Origin of the sequence: Levilactobacillus zymae DSM 19395 (genome assembly GCF_001434115.1) — a bacterium.
Classification (GTDB): domain Bacteria; phylum Bacillota; class Bacilli; order Lactobacillales; family Lactobacillaceae; genus Levilactobacillus; species Levilactobacillus zymae.
The window spans coordinates 1-20100 of the sequence record NZ_AZDW01000031.1 but is presented as its reverse complement, the minus strand read 5'-3'; the positions used below and the strand labels follow the sequence as shown (position 1 = coordinate 20100).

The window sequence follows — 20100 nt, the reverse complement described above, 5'->3', positions numbered from 1 at the left end:
TGCGGCGAAATTGGGTTTGCCGTACCGGGCATGAAAGCGGTATCCTTAAGGCATGATGTAAAGACGAGGAGGCCGTGACATGTATCAGGCAGACGAGTACCGCTACCAACAGATGGTATATAACCGAGTGGGGGATAGCGGCTTAAAATTATCGGCGATTGGGTTAGGACTGTGGAACAATTTTGGGAGTGTCGATCCCTTCGACACGCAGGTGGCGATGATCCACCAGGCCTTTGATTTAGGCATCACCTACTTCGATTTGGCTAACAACTACGGGCCAAAACCGGGAAGCGCGGAGGAAAACTTCGGCCGAATCATGGCTGGTGACATGCACGCCTACCGCGACCAGCTGGTGATTGCCAGCAAGGCCGGTTACGTGATGTGGCCGGGCCCGTACGGCAACTGGGGGTCGCGCAAGAGCATCATTGCTAGCGCTAACCAGAGCCTGAAACGGACCGGGTTGGACTACTTTGACATCTTTTACAGCCACCGGCCAGACCCGAACACGGCTATCGAAGAAACGGCGTTGGCGTTGGACCAACTGGTGCGTCAGGGCAAAGCCTTGTACGTGGGCATCTCGAACTACAGTGGCGCCCAAACGGCGGCAATTACCCAGATCTTTAACGACCTGCATACGCCGTTTATCATCCACCAACCGCGCTACAACATGTTTAACCGTGACGTGGAGACCGACCTCTTCCCGGTTCTCAAGCGCGAGCACAAGGCGGCGGTCGGCTTCAGTTCCCTGTCGCAAGGACTCTTGACGGATAAGTACCTCAACGGGATTCCCGCGGATTCCCGGGCGAAGAAGGGGACGATTCCGTTCTTGAACCCGACGCAGGTCGATCAGACGTTGAGTACGGTCAAACAGTTAAACGAACTGGCGCAAAACCGGGGGCAGAGCTTGGCCCAGATGGCGTTAGCCTGGAACTTACGGGTGCCAGAGATCGCTAGCGTCCTCATTGGAGCAAGTCGGCCCGAACAAATCGTCGCCAACGTGCAGGCGTTACAACATCTGGACTTTACGGCCGATGAATTGACCGCGATTGACCAGATCCTGGCGCAACAGGGGACCATCTCCTGGGGCGCGCACTAACCACTAATTCTTAACAACCAAAAAGTCGGTCACCACAGTAAGTTGTGTGGTGACCGGCTTTTTACTTATTAATAATAAAAGCCCGCTTGTTATTAATAACAAAGATTAAGCGATATTGTCCGTTGGTTGTGGCTGGGGTAAGTCGGTGGGCACGTAGGTGTCGGGCTTGCCCTGCGTCAGAACATCGTGGTAGTGGGCAACCTTGTGATTGATGGTGGCCAAGTGGTCTTTTAAGGCAGCTAATTCCTGGATGGTCCGTTCCTGTTGGACCTTCATCATTTGGTAGCGCTCGGGGATCGTCTCGTCGCCCTGTTGAACCAGGGCCAGATAGTGTTGGATCCGTTCGAGGGGCATCCCCGTATTGCGAAAACAGATGATTAGGCGAAACCACTCGATATCGATATCGTGAAAGACCCGGTTGTTATTGGCATCGCGTTCCACAAAGGGCAACATCCCGTGGTCGTGGTAGTAGCGAATACTATAGGTTGAAAGGTTTAATTTTTCGGCGACCTCATGAATGCTATAGGACAACTGAATTCCTCCTTAAATAATCATTAGGTGACTAAGTTAATTAACGTTATCTTACGCGGCCAATTCCGTGACCGCAAGCCCCAACCCCCGTAAAGTAGAGGGGAGGTCCCCCAACCAGAATTTAACAGGCAAAATGGTTGCGTGACCGGCGGCGACTGGGTAGAATGAATTTATAGATTGGACACAACTTAATTGTTAACCATCAACTTAGGGAGGCCACAACATGGCAAAGCAAGCGTATCAATATGACGTCTTATATCTGGGAAGCGGGCACGGCACGTTTGACGGGGCAATTCCGTTGGCCCAAAAAGGCGTCAAGGTCGGGGTCATCGAAGCTGACAAGGTCGGGGGCACCTGTCCGAACCGCGGCTGTAACGCCAAGATTTCGTTGGACGCGCCGGTCGCGTTACAACGCCAACTCGCGGCGTTGAATCCGGTGCTGACCGGGCAAACACACCTGAACTGGGACGCTAACTTGGCGCACAAGGGTGACGTCATCAACGGGCTACCGGGGATGATCGAAGGCTTACTGACCGGGAGTGGCGTGGACCTGATTCACGGTTACGGCCGCTTAGTCGACGCTCACACGATTCGCGTGGGTCAGCAGACTTACACCACCGATCAAATCGTGATTGCCACGGGCCTCCATCCTCACCGGTTGGACATTCCGGGCGGTGAGTTCCTCCACGATAGCACCGACTTTCTGGATCTGGCCGCGATGCCACAACGGATGGTGGTCATCGGGGGCGGCTACATTGCCCTGGAACTCGCCACCATCGCTAACGCAGCGGGCAGTGACGTGACCATCGTTTTGCACGGCGACCAAGCCTTGCGGGCCTTCCACCAACCTTACGTGGAACAAGTTCTGACGGATCTGCAACACCACGGTGTGACCATCTTGCGCAATACCACGGTCACGCAGGTCACCCACGCCGCGACCGACTACGTGGTGACCACGGACGCCAACGAAACGCTGACCACCGATTGGATCTTGGACGCGACCGGCCGGGAACCCAACACGGCCGACTTAGGCCTGGAAACGGTGGGCGTGACGGTCAACGCCAACGGTATCGAGGTCAACGACCACTTACAGACCAGCGTGCCAAACATCTACGCGTCCGGCGACGTGATCGATAAAGTTCAACCGCGCTTGACGCCGACGGCCATCTTCGAATCTACGTACCTGATGCACCTGTTTGCCGGGGAAACGGCGGCGGCCATCGACTACCCACCAATTCCAACGGTGGTCTTCACCTCGCCGCGGTTGGCCCAGGTCGGTGTGACGGTCGCCCAAGCGCAGGCTGACCCAACGGCTTACACGCTGACCACGCAACACGTGCCGGACGACTGGTATCGCCAAGTCGGTCAAGAAACGAGTGGCGATAACACGTTGATCTTTGACCAAGCTCATCATCTGGTGGGGGCCACGGAGGTCAGCGCCCAGGCCGATAACGTGATCAACACGTTACTACCGGCGATTACTTTTAAATACGGTGAACGCGAAATTGAACGCCTAGTGCCACTGTTCCCGACGATTGGGGCCGCGGCTTGGGGGCAACTGTAACTCGATTCACGCAAATTTTAACGCACGTCCTTCCTACTAGGAGGGACTTTTTTTGGTTGCTTTGGTGCAACCGGTTGGCTTGACAGATAGTGAGCAAGTCCTTATTGTTATTCAATGAGCATTTGTACTTTGTTACTCAATTCAAATCTTTCAAGGTGCAGGTGATTGGATGACTCACGCAGAACGGTGGAAAACAACTTTCTGTCTTTACTTTAACTATTTGATTCACGGTATGGCCATCGTGATCTTAGCGCAGAATATGTTGGCGCTGAGCCGAACTTGGCACGTCGATATGGCGGGCGTTTCGCTGGTCATCTCGTCACTGGGAATCGGCCGCTTGCTGGTGTTATATCTGGCTGGGTCGTTGTCCGACCGGTGGGGCCGCCGGATATTTGTGAAAATTGGTATTTTAACGTACATGAGCTTTTTTATCGGGATTCTCGTCTCGCCGAACATTTACGTGGCGTACTTTTTTGGCATCTTGGCGGGCATGGCCAATTCGTTTTTGGATTCCGGGACCTATCCCGCGTTGATGGAGTTGTACCCGCAGCACCAGGCAACGGCGAACATTATGATCAAGGCCTTTGCCTCAATCGGGGAACTGATTTTACCCCTATTGGTAGCGGGGCTAGAAGGTGCGCACTTGTGGTACGGGTGGTCGTTCGTGATTTGTGCCGTGGGGATGGGCGTAAGTTTTGTGGCCGTGCGTCACCGGCAGTTTGCTCAGCCCGGAAGTTCCGCGACCGAGATAGATACGGCGGTGACGCCGACCGAGCGGATGACGGTAGGTCATAAACGAATTTTGGCGGTGACCTTAACGCTGTTTGGCTACGTGTCGATGGCGACCTTTTACCTGATCAGCCAGTGGTTGACGGAATACGGCAACCGCGTGGTGCATTTGACCATGATTCACGCGCGGATGCTGGTGAGCATTTACAGCGTGGGGTCGATTTTAGGCGTGGTGGTAACCGCGATTCTGGTCGAACGGTGGCTGAAACCGGTCTGGTTCATGTTGCTGGATACGGTGGTATCGCTGGTTGCGTTGGTATTGATGGCGGCGGCCCCGACCCAGGCTGTGATGCGAATTGGCGCCTTTTTGATTGGCTGTTTTGCGGCCGGGGGCGTGATGCAAATCGGGTTGACCATCATGGGCAACGTCTTCCCACAGGCCAAGGGAAAGATTACCGGAATTTATTACACGGCCAGTGGCCTGGCATCGTTTACGATTCCCGTGATCACGGCGATTATCTCGCAGTATAGCGTCCGTAATTTGATGTGGTTTGACGCGGGGATGGCGGCGATTGGGGTGATTTGTAGCCTGATTACCGTAGCCATCTATCGGCGTGAACGCGTGCGAGTGGGTGTCATCACGGTAACGGAAGAGTAGTTTTTAAACGACTTAAAATAGTGGGTCCCCGCAAAATGCTTGTTGTTTTGCGGGGACCCATTATTTAATTATCCCGTTTAGATGAGTTGCTGGGGTTGAGTAAAATGTTGCCAGCAATATTGGCGCACGAATTCTTGGAATCGCTGAACGGATGGCGTCATAAAATTATTTTGCCGGGAGATCAAATATAACTCGTGTTCGAGTTGGTTATCTTCAAGGTGGCGTAGTGTGACGGCGCTCGGGTCTAATTGGGGAAGATTTGGAATGAGGGCAATGCCGAGTCCCCGTTGAACAAAGCCGACCATGGTGTAGTCTTCTTCGACTTGAAATTTGATGTGCGGACGAATTCGTTTTTGCGCTAGAATCTTATCAATTAGCGGTCGTAAACCACTGTTTTGCGAGAACATGATGAGTGGCTCGTCCTTCAAATCATTTAGATAGATGTGTGGTTTCTGGGCCAGGGGATGTTGATTGGGGATAGCAACGACGATTTCCTGTTGCACGATGGGGTAGAAAGAGAAGAGACGTTCGGTATCCTGATCGTGAAGTTGGGTCACTTGAGAGGCCAACACGAGGTCGTATTTTTCGTTGTTTAATTCATCTAGTAAGTCTTGGGAGTTACTTTGACCTAGACTGAACGTGATTTTTTGATTTTGGGATTGGGCAGAGAAATTTTGAATGAGTTCGGGCACTAAACGCTGGCCTAGCGTGTAAGTGAACCCTAGATTGATGTGCCCGGTATTGGGATTGATTAATTGACTGAGCAGTTCGTCGCCCTCATCCAAGTTGTTGAGGGCAACCGTGACATATTTGAGATAAGTTTCACCTAGATTGGTTAATCGGATATTGCGACCGTCGGGTTCGAAGAGGGGCACCTGGAGTTCTTCTTCGAGTTTTTTTATGGCATAACTCAGCGAAGGCTGGCTAATACCCAGGTTTTCCGCCGCTTGGGACATATGCTGTGTACGGGCTAATTCCTTGAAAAAAACTAAGTGACGCAGGTTCATCATTGCTCAACTCCGATCAATTCATAAAAGTTTTCTATCGTTATATCAATTTGTTATTATTTATTATGATAAATCAACATGCTAAGATTGCAAGTGAATTGAGTAACATAAATTGCTTTTGTAGGCAAAAATAAATTATAGGAGTGGATTAACATGACTGAACGAATTGACGGACATACTTTATTAATTGGACTTATGGCGTACCCTATCCGGCATTCAATGTCACCAACTATGCACAACAACGCGTTTGCTAAGTTGGGGTTAAACTTTGCTTATCTTGCTTTCGAAATCACAAATGATACCTTGCCAGCGGCGGTACAATCAATCCGGACGTTAGACATGCGGGGCTCAAACATTTCGATGCCTAACAAGCAAAAGATCATTCCTCTGTTGGACAAATTGGACCCAGCTACCGAAATGATTGGTGCCGTTAACACAGTTGTCAACGATCACGGTGTCTTAACGGGTTACACGACCGACGGAATTGGCTTCATGAAGTCCTTAGACGATGAAGGCTTAGATATTCGCGGTCACAAGATGACCTTAGCGGGTGCCGGTGGTGCCGGAACGGCCATTGCCATTCAAGCCGCTTTAGATGGCGTCAAGGAAATGTCCATCTTTAACCGTCACGATGAATTCTGGGACAACGCCAAGCGTAACGTGGACATCATCAACGAAAAGACGGATTGCAAGGCAACGTTACACGATTTAGCCGACCAAGACGACTACAAGGCTGAAATCCAAAGTTCCTTCATTTACGCCGATGCAACTAGCGTGGGGATGAACCCATTACAAGATCAAACCTTGGTAACTGACCCAACTTGGTTCAACAACCCAGACCAAATCGTGTTCGACACGGTCTACGCCCCACGGACGACTGAATTGATGAAGGTTGCCGAAAAGGCTGGCGTTAAGCACGTCTTCAACGGTTTGGGCATGATGCTCGAACAAGGTGCCGCTGCCTTCAAGCTTTGGACTGGTAAGGAAATGCCCGTTGACTACATCCGCGAAGTCCTCTTCGAAGACGACAAGGAAAAGGCCAAGGCCTAAAGGTCCGGTTAAAGCGAGGTTAATCGTATGAAAAATAAATATATGCCAACGGCGCTCAGTCTGTACATCAATTACTTTATCCACGGGATTGGTGTTATCATTCTGGCCCAAAACATGACCGCCTTGGCACACCAGTGGGGAACCAATGCTGGTGGGGTCGCCGTCGTTATTTCCTCTCTAGGGATTGGTCGGTTGATCGTGCTACTGGTTTCCGGGTGGCTCTCCGACAAGTTCGGTCGTAAACCCTTCGTTATCCTAGGGGTGATAACGTATCTGATCTTCTTTGCCGGTATCCTACTCAGTAAATCGATCGCGATTGCGTACATCTTCGGGATTCTAGCCGGGATTGCCAACTCGTTCTTGGATTCCGGGACTTACCCAGCACTGATGGAAATGTTCCCTGAATCTAAGGGGACGGCCAACGTCATTATTAAGGCCTTTATCTCCGCCGGTCAATTTGCCTTACCGTTATTCGTGAGTTTCTTAGTGGCCAGCAAGATTTGGTACGGGTGGTCCTTCATCATCTGTATCGTTGTGATGGCCTTGAACCTAGTCTTCATTGCGATGGGCGGCAAGTTTCCGAAAGCCAACGCTGACGCTGAAGTGGAAGTCGAAAAAGACGGCCATGAAGAAGAGGAAGAAATCGAATCACCAGGGAATCTCTGGATTGATGGAACGTTATTCATCCTTTACGGATACATTTCTCAAGCAACGTTCTACTTAGTCAGCCAATGGTTAAGCCAATACGGGCAGCAGGTCGCCGGCATGAGTGATGTGAGTTCCCGGGCACTGATTAGTTATTACAGTGTGGGGTCCATCGTCTGTGTCTTAGTGACGGCGGTCTTAGCGAAAAAGGCGGTTAAGGAAATCCAGTTCTTAGGTGTTTACACCTGCCTATCCTTTATTTCCTTACTACTAATGTACTTATTCCCAACGGCTATTATTTGCTCGATCATGTCCTTTGTCGTCGGCTTCTCCGCTGCCGGTGGGGTCATGCAACTAGGGTTAACGGTCATGTCTTCCTTCTTCCCGAAAGGCAAGGGGACCATTACTGGGGCCTTTTACACGGCGGGTTCCATTGCATCGTTTACCATTCCATTGGTGACTGGGGCGATGTCCAAGAACTTAGCTAACGTCATCTTATTTGATGTAATTATTGCTTTAATTGGGTTCGTCTTAGCTGTATGCATCACCTTACGCTACCGGCACCTCTTTAAAGCCGATAAGAAAGGAGTTCGTGATCTTGAAAGCGACTAGCGTTAAATTACGCAACATCGAACTCGGGACCGGCCGGCCCAAGTTGGCCGTACCCGTTACCGGGAAAACCGAACAAGCCATTTTAGATCAGGCCAAGGCGGTCAAAGCCGCCCAACCCGACGTGGTGGAATGGCGGATCGACTACTTCGAAGGCGTCACCGACGCCGCCAAGCTGACCGCCATGGGGCAAAAGCTCCGCACCGCCTTAGGGGACTTGGCTTTACTGACCACCTTCCGGACGGCTGGTGAAGGCGGCGAACTGGCCTTGAGCGATGCCGACTACTTTGGCATCTGCCAGACCGTTGTTGAGGGTGGCTTTACCGACGCCTTGGACGTGGAACGGTATCACGCCGAAGACGCCGTCCGCCAAGCCATTAACGCGGCGCACGCCAAGAACGTGGTGGTCATCATGAGCAACCACGACTTCGATAAGACCCCCGCGCGGACCGACATTATTCGTCGGCTCAGCGACATGGTGGCGGTCGGTGCCGACGTGGCCAAGATTGCGGTCATGCCGCACACTACCGAAGACGTCTTGACGTTACTCACGGCCACTAACCAGGCGCGGCAAACGTTGAGTCAACCGCTGATCACCATGGCCATGGGCGACCTGGGCAAGGTGTCCCGATTAGCCGGCGAGGTCTTTGGCTCCAGCCTGACCTTCGCCACAGTCGGTGCGGCTTCGGCGCCCGGCCAGATTTCGTTAGACCACCTCAAGGGTGAACTCGACGATTTGAAATTAAATTAAGGAGGCGAGGATGATGGCGGCTTTAGCACACAAGAAGTATGTTTCTCAATTTGCGATGATGGGCACCGTCATCTCGCTGACATTGTTCGACAATAAACCCGCTCTGGTTGAGCGGGTTTATGATTACCTGCAAACCATGACCAACGTGTTATCGGCCAACGACGAGCAATCGACGTTAGCCAAGATTAACCGGCAAGCCGGCGTGCGACCGGTCGCCGTGGACGCCGAGACCTTCGCCTTTATTCAACGGGCGTTGGCGGCGACGCGGCAGTACCAGGACAGCTTCAACGTCCTGATTGGCCCGCTGGTCAAGTTGTGGAAGATTGGGTTTGGCGGCCAGACGGTGCCGGCTAAGAGCGCCATTGCAACGAGCCTGCAGCGGATGAATCCGGACGACGTGGTGCTCGACGCCACCCAGCACACCGTGTTTCTCACCAAACGGGGCATGCAGCTGGACCTGGGCGCCATCGCCAAGGGGTACTTCGCCGACCGGGTCAAGGACCAGCTCCAAGCTGCCGGCGTCACCAGCGGCATCATCGATTTGGGCGGCAACGTTCAGACCTGGGGAGCCAATCCGTTAACGGCGGACGGCCGGTGGCACATTGGGATTCAAGATCCCGACGAGTCGCGCGGCGAAGCGCTCCTAACGGTGGTGACGCCCGCCCAAAGCTTCGTGACCTCGGGTGTCCGTGAGCGATACTTTCGCCGCAACGGTCGCACCTATCACCACATCTTGGACCCGCAGACCGGTTATCCGGTCCGCAACGATTTATTGCAGGTCACCATTATGACCGAAAATTCAGAATTAGCAGAAGTCTTATCAACCGTTTCATTTTTCAAGGGCCCCCAAGCCGGGCAAACCTTAATTGAACAGCTCCCCGGCGTCGACGCCATCTTTGTGCGCGACAACGGGGCGGTTGAATTGACCAGTGGCTTAGCGTCACAGACGAAGGGAGTCTATCAAAATGTCAGATGAAAACAAGCAAATTACCGGCCAAGCAATGGGCCACAACGGCATCATCAGTTACGAAGTCGACGTTGACGATAACCAAGTGAAGGACTTAAAGATCCTCCAACATTCCGAAACGTCCGGCATTTTCAACCAGGTCATCGACAAACTCAAGCAGCGGATCATCGACGGTCAGTCCTTTGACGTCGACGCCATCAGTGGGGCGACCGTCATGACCCAAGCCTTGCTAGACTCCGCCAAGGATGCCGTTGCCAAGGCCGACGTCAAGTTGACGCCGGTTCCTCAGACCAACACGGCTCACGAGACCAAGAACCTCAAAACCGACGTCCTGATCATCGGTGGGGGCGAAGCGGGCTTAGTTGCCGGCTGCCGGGCCTTAACGTTAGGCCAAAAGGTCACCTTAGTTGAAAAGAACGGGTACTTGGGTGGCGCGACCATCTTGAACGGGTCCAACGTGACCGGGACCGGCTCCCACGTTTCCGCCAAGATCTTTGGACAGGGAACCGACAGTCCCGACCAATTGGCCCAAGACGTGGCCCGGGAAAGCAAGCATTCTAACGATCCGGAACTGACCGATTTGATGGTGCATAACATTGGTCCGGCAATCGACTTTATCAGTGACTTTGCCGGCCTGGACTACCAAAAGGCCCAGACCCAAACCGTGGAACACTCCGTGGAACGGCAGATCGAATTGCCAACGGCTAGCAGCTACGAATTCATCCAAAAGGTCTCACAGGCCTTCACCGATCACGGTGGGGAAATCATCCTGGGGGCCCGGGTCGAAGAATTGATCCGCAACCAAAAGGGTGTGGTCAACGGGGCCGTTGCCGAAGCGCAAAACGCGACGTTAAACATCAAGGCGCGTTCGGTGGTCTTAGCCGCCGGTGGTCACGGGGCCAACACCAAGATGCGGGGAGCCGAAAGCAAGGGCATCGACTACTACGGGCCGATGACTTCGACCGGTGATGCATACAGCTTTAACGGTGATTTAGACTTAAAGACGCGCAACCTGGACTGGTACAAGGTTTACCCACACGGGGTCGAAGTGGAACCCGGCATTGCCAAGTTGACCACCTACGCCTCCAAGAAGGCCACCGACATGGGCGCCATCTACGTCAACACCAAGGGGAACCGGATCGTTGACGAATCCAGCGCCTACACCAACGCGCGGGATGCCATCTTGGCCCAACCGGATAAGGTCACTTTCATGCTGATGGACGAACGGACTTGGAAACAGGTTTACGACCTGCTGATTCTGCACGACTTCACCGCTAAGGAAATCAAGAAGTTCTTCGATGAAAAGGACAAGTTGCCAATCTTCACCAAGGGTTCGTTAGCCGACGTGGCTCAAGCCGCGGGCGTCGATCCCGACCAACTGGCCAAGACCGTGGCGACCTACCAAGCCGACGTTCAGGCGGGGAAGGATTCGCAATTTGGTCGCGATTCCGAATACCTGCACGCCTTTGAAGGCGACACCTACTACTTAGTAGAACAACGGGGCCGGTTTGCCACGACCTTAGGGGGTTACGTGACCGACCGGAAGACCTTGGAACTCCTGGATACGCATGACCAACCGGTAGCCAACTACTACGGAGCTGGGGAAATCATCGGCGGGGCCAATGGTCACGATTCGATGCCAAGTATGATGAATACCTGGGGCATTTCCTCCGGTTACGTGGCCGGGGCACAAGCCAGCCAAAATGCGGATCAACGCAAGGCGGCCGGCGACGACGACACCAACATCGTGGCGTTAGTCGGCACCAACGCGTCGAAATCTTACAACCGGAAGTTGCTGCACAGCATGCAACACCTCTTCGGCAAGGAAGTCGACTTCGAGGTCTGCGAAATCAAGGACTTACCGATGTTTAACGAAGACCTGGCCGAAAACGAACCGGCCGCCGTGAAGGCTTTAGCGGCGAAGGTCGCCGCTGCTGATGGGGTGGTCATCGGGGTTCCCGAATACGACCACGCCGTACCAGCTTCCCTGAAGAGTGCGCTGGAATGGCTCTCCAGTGTGGAACATCCGTTTACGGACAAGGCCGTCATGATCGTCGGCACGTCGCTGGGGATTCAGGGCACGGTGCGGGCCCAAATGAACCTGCGTCAGATCCTGGATGCACCAGGCGTCAACGCCAAGGTCTTGCCGGGGAACGAATTCATGTTGCCGCAAGCCAGCAACAAGTTTGACGACCACGACCACCTGACCGACGCGAACAGCGAGAACTTCTTGAAGTCTTGCTTCAACAAGTTCTTGGCGTTCATCAAGCAAGACGACGCCGACAAGGTCACGGCCTAACCCGTTAAAAATTGAACTGAAGATTGAAAGTGGGAACTGTCGCGAAGTGAGCGCAGTTCCTTTTTCAATCGCGAAAGGACTGGAATAAAATTGGCAACACGACAACGCTGGCTCACCACGATCAGCCTGTACGTGAACTATATCGTTTACGGCATGGCCATCGTGATCCTAGCTCAAAACATGGCCAGCCTAGGCCACCAATGGCACGTCGGGGCGGCGGAGGTTTCCTACGTCATCTCATCGTTGGGGATTGGGCACTTGCTGGTCCTCTACGTGGCCGGCGTACTTTCCGACCGCTGGGGCCGCAAACTCTTTGTTAACCTGGGCATCCTGACCTACCTCCCCTTCTTCATCGGCATCGTGTTCTGCCGCTCAACGGTAGTGGCGTATGCGCTGGGGGTCTTGGCGGGGATGGCCAATTCGTTTTTAGACGCCGGGACCTATCCGACGCTGATGGAACTATATCCGCGCCACGAGGCCTCTGCGAACATCCTGATTAAGGCCTTCTCGTCCGTCGGGGAACTGTCCTTGCCGCTGATTGTGGCGGCACTCGACGGCGTTCACGGCTGGTACGGGTGGTCGTTCATGCTAGGCGCGGCGATTCTGATCGCTAACCTGATTTTCTTGCAGTGGCGGCAGTTTCCGGCCCGGCAACGTCCTACGACCACGGCCACACCGGTCACGGTACCGACTCGGCCGGTCCGCTGGCGCACCCTCCAGGCCGTCATCTTAACGATTTTCGGGTACGTGGGGATGGCAACGTTCTACCTGATCAGCCAATGGTTGACCGAATACGGGACGGACGTGGTGCACCTGAGCCTGTTACGCGCCCGACTACTGGTCAGCGTGTACAGCGCCGGTTCGATTCTGGGCGTCCTTTTGACGGCGCTGGTGGTCAACCGGTGGCTGAAGCCGGCCTGGTTCATGTTAGTGGATACGGTGGTGTCGCTCTTGACGCTGGTGGCCATGGCGGCCCTGCCGGTATTTGGCGTGATGTTTGCCGGCTCGCTGATCATTGGCATCTCGGCGACGGGGGGCGTATTACAGATTGGGCTGACCCTGATGAGCGACCTCTACCCGGCACACAAGGGACGCGTGCTGGGCATCTACTACACGGCCAGTGGCCTGGCGTCGTTTACGATTCCGCTGGTCACCGGGGGCTTAGCGAAGACCAGTATTCACCAGATCATGTGGTTTGATGTGGGCGTGGCGGTCTTGGGCGTGCTCTGCGCTGTCGCCATCTTGACGTTGAAACGGGCACCCCAGCCGGTCGGCCAATTGGTGGACGACTAGCCATTCCCTAATCAAGTGATAAGCACTTTACTTGTTTTTGGTTAGTTTGTTCGGTATGCTAAGCCTAAATTAGATGGGAGTGTTGGAACATGGCAACCAAAACGTTTACGGTAGAAGAACTCAGTCAATTTAACGGGCAAAACGGCCAACCAGCTTACGTGGCCATCGACGGCAACGTCTATGACGTGACCGATGTGGCGGCGTGGCAGGGCGGTCAACACCACGGGAACGTGGCCGGCAAGAACCTCTCAGCGGCGATCCTGAAGTCCCCGCACGGCAAGGGCGTCTTGAACAAGCTCCCCTTGGTCGGCCAATTAACGGAATAGGGCGCCGATCATGACGGAGACGAATCCTTATTGTCACAAGGGCATGGCCTGTCACGAAGGTTGCGGGTGCGCGGATGACGACGGTATCTGCCGCTGTGGGATGTTGACCGACACCAAGTGTTACTGTGATGGTGAGTGTGCGGCTAAGCCAGAGACCCCAGAAAAAGCTACTAAAAAATAATAACGATTCAATATAAAAAGAAGCGGGCCACCCGAATGGGTAGTCCGCTTCTTTGCGTGTAAACCGTTACTTGGCAATGTAAGTCAGTTTGAAGTCATAAGGCACTCCAGCGGGGTTGTAGACGACGTTCTTGACGTTCTTCCGCAACAGTTGTGATTGGGCTTGTTGGTACAGCGGAATCGTGCCTTGGTCGTTCATCAAGACCTTTTCGGCGGCGACTAACTTGGCCCACCGCTTGCTTGGTTGGTTCCCGTATTGGTTTTCGGATTCGTCCAGTAATTGGTCGTACTGGCTGTTCTTCCAGCCCGTGGTGTTGTAGCTGGAGTTACTTTCGAAGACGTCCAGGAAGTTGATTGGGTCGGCGAACACGGATTGCCAACCGCTAAAGGTCAGCTCGTAGTTGCCGTTGTTTTGTTGGGTGATCAGTTGGACGAACGGTACCGTCTTGATGCTGATCTTGACGCCCGGTAATTTTTCGAGGGCGCTTTGGACGAATTCGGCGACTTGCTTACTGGAGTCGGTGTCGGACACGGATAACGTGGCGTTGATCGACTTGGTGCCGGATTCCTTGTATCCCTTGGCTAAGAGTTGCTTGGCCTTTTTGAGGTTGTAGGAAACGGCGGAGTTCACGCTGGCTTCTTGGTTGAAGGCTTCCCCGGTCTTGGGGTTGTTACCCATGCCGGCGGGCACGAAGCCCTTGGAGGCCACGGAACCGTCTTGCAAGACGTCCTTGACCAGTTGGTTCCGGTCAATGGCCGCGGAGAAGGCTTTGCGGACGTTGACGTTCTTGAAGGCCTTGACCTTCTTTTCGTTCAAGTCTAGGCGTTGTGAGCCCGTTGGTAGGCGCTTAACAAAGTTTTCGTTGTTCTTGTTGTTCTTAACTTGTTGACCGTTAAGTAACGTTTCGTCGGTCTTCTTGGAATTAAAGAGGTTGTAGCTGGTCGTGGTGCTTTCGGTGACCTGTTCGTTGATCTTGGTCAGGTGCACTGCGGATTTATCCCAGTAGGTCGCGTTCTTCGCCAAGGTCCAGGACTTGCTGGTCCCGTTCCACTTGGTCAGACGGAAGGGGCCGTTGTAAACGGTCTTGTCGGCCGTGGTCCCGTAAGCCTTGCCGTACTTGTCGACGGCCTTTTGGTTGACCGGGTAGAAGAGCGGCCAGGCCAATAATTTCTTGAAGTAGGACACGGGCTTAGTCAGGTTGACGGTCAGCTTGTAGTTGCCATCGGCCTTGATGCCTAGTGAACTCAACGGTTTCTTGCCCTTATTGACGGCTTCGGCGTTCTTGACCTGGAAAAGGTAGAAGGCGTCTTGCGAAGCGGTCTTCGGCGCTAACGTGCGTTGCCAGGAATAGACAAAGTCTTTAGCGGTAACGGGTTGACCGTTGGACCATTTGGCGTTTTTGCGCAGGTTGAAGGTGTAGGTCTTGCCGCCGTTAGTGACCTTGGTGCTGGTGGCTAACGCGTTCTTGGGGGTCCCGGACTTGTTCAAGCGGTACAGTCCTTCTTGGGTGTTCTGTAAGACCGTGAAACTCAGGGTATCGGTGGCCTTGGGGATGTCGTTAGCGGCTAATTCGGAGCTAACGGTCCAATTCAATTCCTGTTTGTCGGCGTACTTGGCGTTGCCGCCGTTGCTGCTGGATTTTGCCCCACAACCAGCCAGCGTAAGTAATGCGAGTGCGGATAATCCTAAATAAATTCCCTTGTGTTGCATGAACTCCATCTCCTCTAGAAAACTAAAAAAATCGTCCTTATGTTTGATTACATAAGGACGATTACTCGCGGTACCACCTAATTTCATGTTGAACTCGCATTCAACATCTCCGTAACTTCTGTTGCCAAAAGTCGGTGGCGTTAACGGGCCACGAGTCGAAATGGCGGCTTGCACCGCACATTCTGCCAGCCAGGCTCATCTTCGTCGTTAAGTTGTAAGTCACCTTCTCAGCTACCGGTGATCTCTTTGCTTAGCGGAAACGACTACTCTTCCTGGCGTTGCTTTAGTTATCTGTTCTCTAATGTGACTCTAACAATAGTCGGAGAAGTCGGGTTTGTCAACCGGAAAATTCTAATTTTTTAAATTGAAAGTGGCGTTTAATTGGTCTATATAAGGAAAAGATGGTGATGAAAAATTATGAGAGAAACTTAATAAAGTTTGCAGGTGTAACTACCAATAGACTGATGGAATAAGGCGAGGTAAACGACAGAAAAACATCGATCAATTAATTATTAATAATTAATTTAGGAACAAAAAAGCAGTCCCCATAACAGAAACCGCTCAGTTAAATCAGATTAATGCACTAATTTGTCCCACAACACCACGTTACCGGTCTGTAACGACTGGGGAACGTTGATGATGCGTTGGTTGGAACTACCTCGGAATTGTAGGCTGAGATCCTTTTCGGTTTCTAAGAAGCGCCCGTCGACCAGAATATCAATCAGCGATAGGAGCTTTAATTTGTCGTCGGAATCCTTTAACAGTTCGTCCCAGTAGTACCCCGACCAGGACCAGATATCCTTGGTGTGGCCGAATTCTTGGCGGACGCGTTCGCAGATGCGAATGGCGACCTGGGTGTTGAGGAAGGGTTCACCGCCCAGTAAGGTCAGGCCCTGGACGTAATCCTGGCTGAGGTCTTCAATGATCTGGTCTTCCAGGTCTTGTGAGTAGGGCTGACCGTAGTGGAAGTTTTGCGCCGCCACGTTGTAACAGCCCGGACAATGGAAGGGGCAGCCACTCAGATACAGACTGCAGCGGACCCCTTCGCCATCGACGAAGTTAAAGGCCTTGTAATCCGCGACGTATTGTTCACTTAAGTTCTCGGCTAGCCATTCTTTGGGCATCGGATTGTTTGGCTTTTTCGTAGGTTGCGGCATGTTTGATCATCTCCGGAGACATATTTTTCCGACGGGACGCGATTTCCACGTGCCGTCCGTGAACCATCGGTCGTTGCTGGGGGTTGCCCAGGTAGCCGCAGGTCCGCTTGACCACGTCACAGAATTTAGGGTCGTGGTTGCCACATTGCGGGCAGACGAAGCCGCGGGCCGTGGCCGTGAATTCACCCTTGAAGCCACACTTGAAACACTGGTCGATTGCCGTGTTGGTGCCCAGGTAACCTACATGGTCGTAAGCCCAATCCCAGACGGCCTCGAGGGCCTTGGGATTTTGCCGCAGGTTAGGGTATTCACAGTAGTGGATGAAGCCCCCGGACGCGTACTGGGGGTAGACCTCTTCTAGGCCCAGCTTATCAAATGGCGTGGGGTGCTTGCGCACGTCGTAGTGGAAACTGTTGGTGTAGTATTCCTTGTCCGTGATGTCGGCGATGCGGCCAAACTTGGCGATGTCGTCGCGGCAGAAGGTGTCGGTCAGTGATTCGGCCGGCGTCGAGTAGAGGCTGTAGTGGTAGCCGCTGGCTTGGGCCCAGGCGTTGCACTTCTCGCGCATGACCTTGACCACCTTTTCGCCAAAGGCCCGGGCGTCGGGATTGGTTTCCCAATTCGGTCCGAAGAAGGTGGTGCAGACCTCGTAGATGCCGATGTAGCCCAGCGAGACCGTAGCCCGTTGGTTCTTGAAGAGTTCGTCGACCGAGTCGCCGGCCTGGAGCCGCTTGCCAAAGGCACCGTACATGTACAATAGTGGGGCGTTTTCCGGACGGGCCTGTTTAGTCCGTTCGATGCGGTAAGCCAGGGCTTGGTGGCAGGTGGCCATCCGTTCGTCGAAGATCTCCCAGAAGAGGCGTTGGTCGCCGTGAGCGGCTAACGCAATCCGCGGCAGATTGACCGTGACCACGCCCAGGTTCATCCGCCCGGAGTTGACCTCCTGGCCGTTCTCGTCGCGCCAACCTTGGAGGAAGGACCGGCACCCCATCGGCGTCTTGAAGCTCCCGGTGAGTTCCTTGATCTTGTCGTACATCAACAGGTCGGGGTACATCCGCTTGGTCGAGCATTCGATGGCCAGTTCCTTGATGTCGTAGTTGGGGTCGTCAGGCGCCAGGTTCAGCCCGCGCTTCAGGGTGAAAATCAACTTGGGGAAGATGGCCGTGCGGTGTTCGCGGCCCAACCCCTTGATGCGGATCTCTAAAATTGACCGTTGGATGGCCCGTTCAATCCAGCTGGTCCCCAGGCCAAAATTAACCGTGGTGAACGGCGTTTGACCCTGGGAGGAGTACAAGGTATTGATTTCGTATTCCAGCGCCTGCATGGCGTCGTAGATGTCTTTTTTGGTCTTGCTACGGGCGTAGTCGTCGCGCTTGTCGGCAGCGACCCATTTCTCGGCGTCGGCCAAATGCTTGTGGTAGTTCTTCTCGGCGTAGGGCGCCAGGAGTTGGTCGACCCGGTTGGCTGAGCAACCGCCGTATTGCAAGGAGGCCACGTTAGCGATGATCTGCGACATCTGCGCCGTGGCGGTTTGAATCGAGTTAGGGGTTTCGACCTCGGCGTTACCAATTTTGTAGCCGTTGGCGAACATGCCGTCGAAGTCGATCAGACAACAGTTGGTTTCCGGCGTGACCGGGGAATAATCCAGGTCGTGCCAGTGGATGTCGCCGCGTAAGTGGGCCTTGGCCACCACGTCGGGGAGCATCTGCAAGCCCAGCGCGCGGTTGGCCGCGCCGGCTTCCAGGTCGCGTTGGGTGTTGAAGACGTTGCTATCCTTATTGGCGTTTTCGTGGACCACGCTGTCGTCACGGTTGAAGAGCTTTTCGATGCGGGCCTGGACGTTGGTGGCCTCGGCGAACCGCCGTTGTTGGGTGGTGAACACGTCTTGGTACTGCTTGGCCGCCGGTGCCAGTCCCAGTTGTTCGAAAATCAACATTAACGTGGCACGCAAATCGCGGGCGTCGATACTTGCGGCCGTCTGGTAGTGATCCACCAGGGCCTGTTTGACGCTCTGCCGTTGATCGGCGTCGAGGTCTAATTTCGAGAAGATGAAGTTTAATTTATAGGGATGAAATTTGGTCTGGGTACCGCCGCGCTTGATGACCGGCAATGCCCGCAATTGGTCTAAAACATCCGTTGAAGTCGTCTGCATGAAATCCCCACTTTTCTGTAAAAATAACCGCAACCACACAAAAGATTGTGTGGTTGCTAGTTGCTAATACTATATATGGTAGCTCATTTTTAGTCCCTTGCCTATCGCGTTTGCCACAGAGCCGGGAGAATGGTTAAGGTGGAATCGCGGTCTAATCCATTTTCAGGCGAAAAAAAAGACGCGGGGCAGGCCCCGTCAGGACCGCGCTGCGAATTTGAAAAGAGGGAGGCAGACCGCCGAAATTTTCATCTCGGAGAAATACGACATTGACCAAACCAGTGCCCCCTGGAAATGATTAGCCATCAAAAAAACTCTCTGATACCGGTGGGGTGATCAGGGAGTCAACGTTAGGCTAATTCTTCTGTGTACGGAATGGGCTTACTGTAGTAGTAACCCTGAGCCATCTTGGCGTTGTATTCCTGGGCCAGCAGCTCGTCTTGCTTATCTTCGATCCCTTCCAAGACGAAGTCGAGTTGGTAAAGGTCGGCAATCTTGCGCCAGGTCTTCAAACTGTCCATGAGTTCGGCTTGGCGGTGTTGGAGCCGGAAGTTTTGCATGGCGAACTTGATGGTGTCCATAAACGGCATAATCTCTTGAGTACGTTGACCCCAGGGATTGTCGGTACCGACATCATCGAGGCTCAGCTTAATGCCGAAGGCCCGGTAAATCGCCACGTATTTTTGCAATTCTTCCAGCCGGGGCGCCTCGGTGAGCTCGACCACCAGGTTCAGGCCCTTGACGGACTTGGTCAGGTGAATCAGGTTACCGATCGTCAGTTTGTCGGTAAATTGCTTCCGGTTGAGATTAAATGAAATCGTTGGATTGTCCCGGTGATCCCGAAAAATATTGACGATTTCTTGATACGACAGAGAGACCTGCTGGTCCATCGGGATAGCATCAAAATTAGTCGGAGTTTCCCAATAATCATGACAATATGACCGCAGTAAGAGTTCATAACCCATGAGTTTTTGGGTCATGGCGTTTACTTGGGGTTGGACAAAAAAACGATACATATACATTAAAATCCCCTTTACAATTGACGTTGATGGTGTAAATATTCGCGACCATTATACCGCATAATCAATAAAATAGTTGAATTATTCGTTAGCCAATGCGAATGATGTGTAACGCTTTCTGGCGGAAAAGGGGCTTTTTCCGAATAAATTCCGATTGTTCCGATAAATGGAAACGGTTTAGACCATTGGCCCCAATTTAACTGGGAAATGGAATATACAGTTATACATATTTATTTTTGGGAATTAAAAACATCGCCCCGACCAGCAAAGGTGGGGCGATGCAGAATGGTTGTAATCTATAGACTGAAACTTGAAAGTATGAAGACAGACTGATCCCTTGGTATCACAGGACATATTTT

17 protein-coding genes are annotated in these 20100 nt (G+C 53.1%); 11 read left to right on the top strand and 6 right to left on the bottom strand.

Going from position 1 to position 20100, the window contains the following annotated elements:
- Positions 1–79 precede the first annotated feature (79 nt).
- A complete protein-coding gene (locus FD38_RS06715; protein WP_057732577.1) occupies positions 80–1096 on the top strand; it encodes an aldo/keto reductase in 1017 nt (338 codons plus the stop codon).
- A 105-nt stretch (positions 1097–1201) separates the two neighbouring features.
- Here FD38_RS06715 and FD38_RS06710 read toward each other — a convergent pair whose 3' ends face one another.
- Complete coding sequence (locus FD38_RS06710) at positions 1202–1627, bottom strand: MerR family transcriptional regulator (protein WP_057732575.1); 426 nt, start codon at positions 1625–1627, stop codon at positions 1202–1204.
- A 223-nt stretch (positions 1628–1850) separates the two neighbouring features.
- On the opposite strand from FD38_RS06710, the gene FD38_RS06705 reads away from it, so the two are divergent.
- Together FD38_RS06705 and FD38_RS06700 are read left to right on the top strand one after the other, a co-directional pair.
- On the top strand, positions 1851–3191 hold the full coding sequence (locus FD38_RS06705) for a dihydrolipoyl dehydrogenase family protein (protein WP_057732573.1): 1341 nt from the start codon (positions 1851–1853) through the stop codon (positions 3189–3191).
- 169 nt (positions 3192–3360) lie between these two features.
- Positions 3361–4578: an MFS transporter gene (locus FD38_RS06700; RefSeq protein ID WP_057732572.1), complete on the top strand. Its 1218-nt coding sequence runs from the start codon at positions 3361–3363 to the stop codon at positions 4576–4578.
- A 77-nt stretch (positions 4579–4655) separates the two neighbouring features.
- Here the strand turns inward: FD38_RS06700 and FD38_RS06695 are convergent, their stop codons facing one another.
- Positions 4656–5585 (bottom strand): LysR family transcriptional regulator, encoded by a 930-nt coding sequence (locus FD38_RS06695; RefSeq protein WP_057732569.1) that lies wholly within the window; start codon positions 5583–5585, stop codon positions 4656–4658.
- 153 nt (positions 5586–5738) lie between these two features.
- Here FD38_RS06695 and FD38_RS06690 point away from each other — a divergent pair, with 153 nt between their 5' ends.
- The 8 genes from FD38_RS06690 to FD38_RS12930 all read left to right on the top strand — a co-directional run bounded on the left by FD38_RS06690 (position 5739) and on the right by FD38_RS12930 (position 13706).
- Entirely contained in the window at positions 5739–6635 is an 897-nt protein-coding gene (locus FD38_RS06690) for a shikimate dehydrogenase (RefSeq protein ID WP_057732567.1), read from the top strand.
- 27 nt (positions 6636–6662) lie between these two features.
- Positions 6663–7892, top strand: a complete 1230-nt coding sequence (locus FD38_RS06685) for an MFS transporter (protein ID WP_057732566.1) — start codon at positions 6663–6665, stop codon at positions 7890–7892.
- The gene (aroD, locus tag FD38_RS06680; RefSeq protein ID WP_057732563.1) at positions 7879–8640 is read left to right on the top strand and encodes a type I 3-dehydroquinate dehydratase; all 762 of its coding nucleotides are present in this window, start codon (positions 7879–7881) and stop codon (positions 8638–8640) included. The genes FD38_RS06685 and aroD overlap by 14 nt, the downstream gene beginning before the upstream one ends.
- Positions 8641–8653: 13 nt before the next feature.
- The gene (locus FD38_RS06675) at positions 8654–9616 is read left to right on the top strand and encodes an FAD:protein FMN transferase (protein ID WP_057732561.1); all 963 of its coding nucleotides are present in this window, start codon (positions 8654–8656) and stop codon (positions 9614–9616) included.
- Positions 9606–11906, top strand: a complete 2301-nt coding sequence (locus FD38_RS06670) for an FAD-dependent oxidoreductase (protein WP_057732559.1) — start codon at positions 9606–9608, stop codon at positions 11904–11906. Before FD38_RS06675 ends, FD38_RS06670 begins: the two co-directional genes overlap by 11 nt.
- Before the next feature lie 90 nt (positions 11907–11996).
- Complete coding sequence (locus FD38_RS06665; protein WP_057732556.1) at positions 11997–13199, top strand: MFS transporter; 1203 nt, start codon at positions 11997–11999, stop codon at positions 13197–13199.
- 89 nt (positions 13200–13288) lie between these two features.
- Positions 13289–13525 carry a cytochrome b5 domain-containing protein gene (locus FD38_RS06660; protein WP_057732554.1) on the top strand — a complete coding sequence of 79 codons (237 nt, stop codon included), beginning with the start codon at positions 13289–13291 and terminating at the stop codon, positions 13523–13525.
- A 10-nt stretch (positions 13526–13535) separates the two neighbouring features.
- Positions 13536–13706 (top strand): hypothetical protein, encoded by a 171-nt coding sequence (locus FD38_RS12930; RefSeq protein WP_170218390.1) that lies wholly within the window; start codon positions 13536–13538, stop codon positions 13704–13706.
- Between the two features lie 66 nt (positions 13707–13772).
- Here the strand turns inward: FD38_RS12930 and FD38_RS06655 are convergent, their stop codons facing one another.
- The 4 genes from FD38_RS06655 to FD38_RS06640 form a co-directional block, all read right to left on the bottom strand.
- Entirely contained in the window at positions 13773–15416 is a 1644-nt protein-coding gene (locus FD38_RS06655) for a peptide ABC transporter substrate-binding protein (RefSeq protein ID WP_057732552.1), read from the bottom strand.
- Between the two features lie 575 nt (positions 15417–15991).
- Positions 15992–16573: an anaerobic ribonucleoside-triphosphate reductase activating protein gene (nrdG, locus tag FD38_RS06650; RefSeq protein WP_057732550.1), complete on the bottom strand. Its 582-nt coding sequence runs from the start codon at positions 16571–16573 to the stop codon at positions 15992–15994.
- Positions 16506–18725 carry an anaerobic ribonucleoside-triphosphate reductase gene (gene nrdD, locus FD38_RS06645; RefSeq protein ID WP_057732548.1) on the bottom strand — a complete coding sequence of 740 codons (2220 nt, stop codon included), beginning with the start codon at positions 18723–18725 and terminating at the stop codon, positions 16506–16508. Before nrdD ends, nrdG begins: the two co-directional genes overlap by 68 nt.
- A gap of 347 nt (positions 18726–19072) precedes the next feature.
- Positions 19073–19738 (bottom strand): EAL domain-containing protein, encoded by a 666-nt coding sequence (locus FD38_RS06640; RefSeq protein ID WP_057732545.1) that lies wholly within the window; start codon positions 19736–19738, stop codon positions 19073–19075.
- Positions 19739–20100 lie beyond the last annotated feature (362 nt).

Excerpts from the sequence above, each read along its gene's own strand:
- FD38_RS06715 (WP_057732577.1), top strand. The coding sequence starts at position 80 with ATGTATCAGGCAGACGAGTACCGCTACCAACAGATGGTATATAACCGA.
- FD38_RS06705 (WP_057732573.1), top strand. The coding sequence starts at position 1,851 with ATGGCAAAGCAAGCGTATCAATATGACGTCTTATATCTGGGAAGCGGG.
- FD38_RS06700 (WP_057732572.1), top strand. The coding sequence starts at position 3,361 with ATGACTCACGCAGAACGGTGGAAAACAACTTTCTGTCTTTACTTTAAC.
- FD38_RS06695 (WP_057732569.1), bottom strand. The coding sequence starts at position 5,585 with ATGAACCTGCGTCACTTAGTTTTTTTCAAGGAATTAGCCCGTACACAG.
- FD38_RS06690 (WP_057732567.1), top strand. The coding sequence starts at position 5,739 with ATGACTGAACGAATTGACGGACATACTTTATTAATTGGACTTATGGCG.
- FD38_RS06685 (WP_057732566.1), top strand. The coding sequence starts at position 6,663 with ATGAAAAATAAATATATGCCAACGGCGCTCAGTCTGTACATCAATTAC.
- FD38_RS06675 (WP_057732561.1), top strand. The coding sequence starts at position 8,654 with ATGGCGGCTTTAGCACACAAGAAGTATGTTTCTCAATTTGCGATGATG.
- FD38_RS06670 (WP_057732559.1), top strand. The coding sequence starts at position 9,606 with ATGTCAGATGAAAACAAGCAAATTACCGGCCAAGCAATGGGCCACAAC.
- FD38_RS06660 (WP_057732554.1), top strand. The coding sequence starts at position 13,289 with ATGGCAACCAAAACGTTTACGGTAGAAGAACTCAGTCAATTTAACGGG.
- FD38_RS12930 (WP_170218390.1), top strand. The coding sequence starts at position 13,536 with ATGACGGAGACGAATCCTTATTGTCACAAGGGCATGGCCTGTCACGAA.
- FD38_RS06655 (WP_057732552.1), bottom strand. The coding sequence starts at position 15,416 with ATGCAACACAAGGGAATTTATTTAGGATTATCCGCACTCGCATTACTT.
- nrdG (WP_057732550.1), bottom strand. The coding sequence starts at position 16,573 with ATGCCGCAACCTACGAAAAAGCCAAACAATCCGATGCCCAAAGAATGG.
- nrdD (WP_057732548.1), bottom strand. The coding sequence starts at position 18,725 with ATGCAGACGACTTCAACGGATGTTTTAGACCAATTGCGGGCATTGCCG.
- FD38_RS06640 (WP_057732545.1), bottom strand. The coding sequence starts at position 19,738 with ATGTATCGTTTTTTTGTCCAACCCCAAGTAAACGCCATGACCCAAAAA.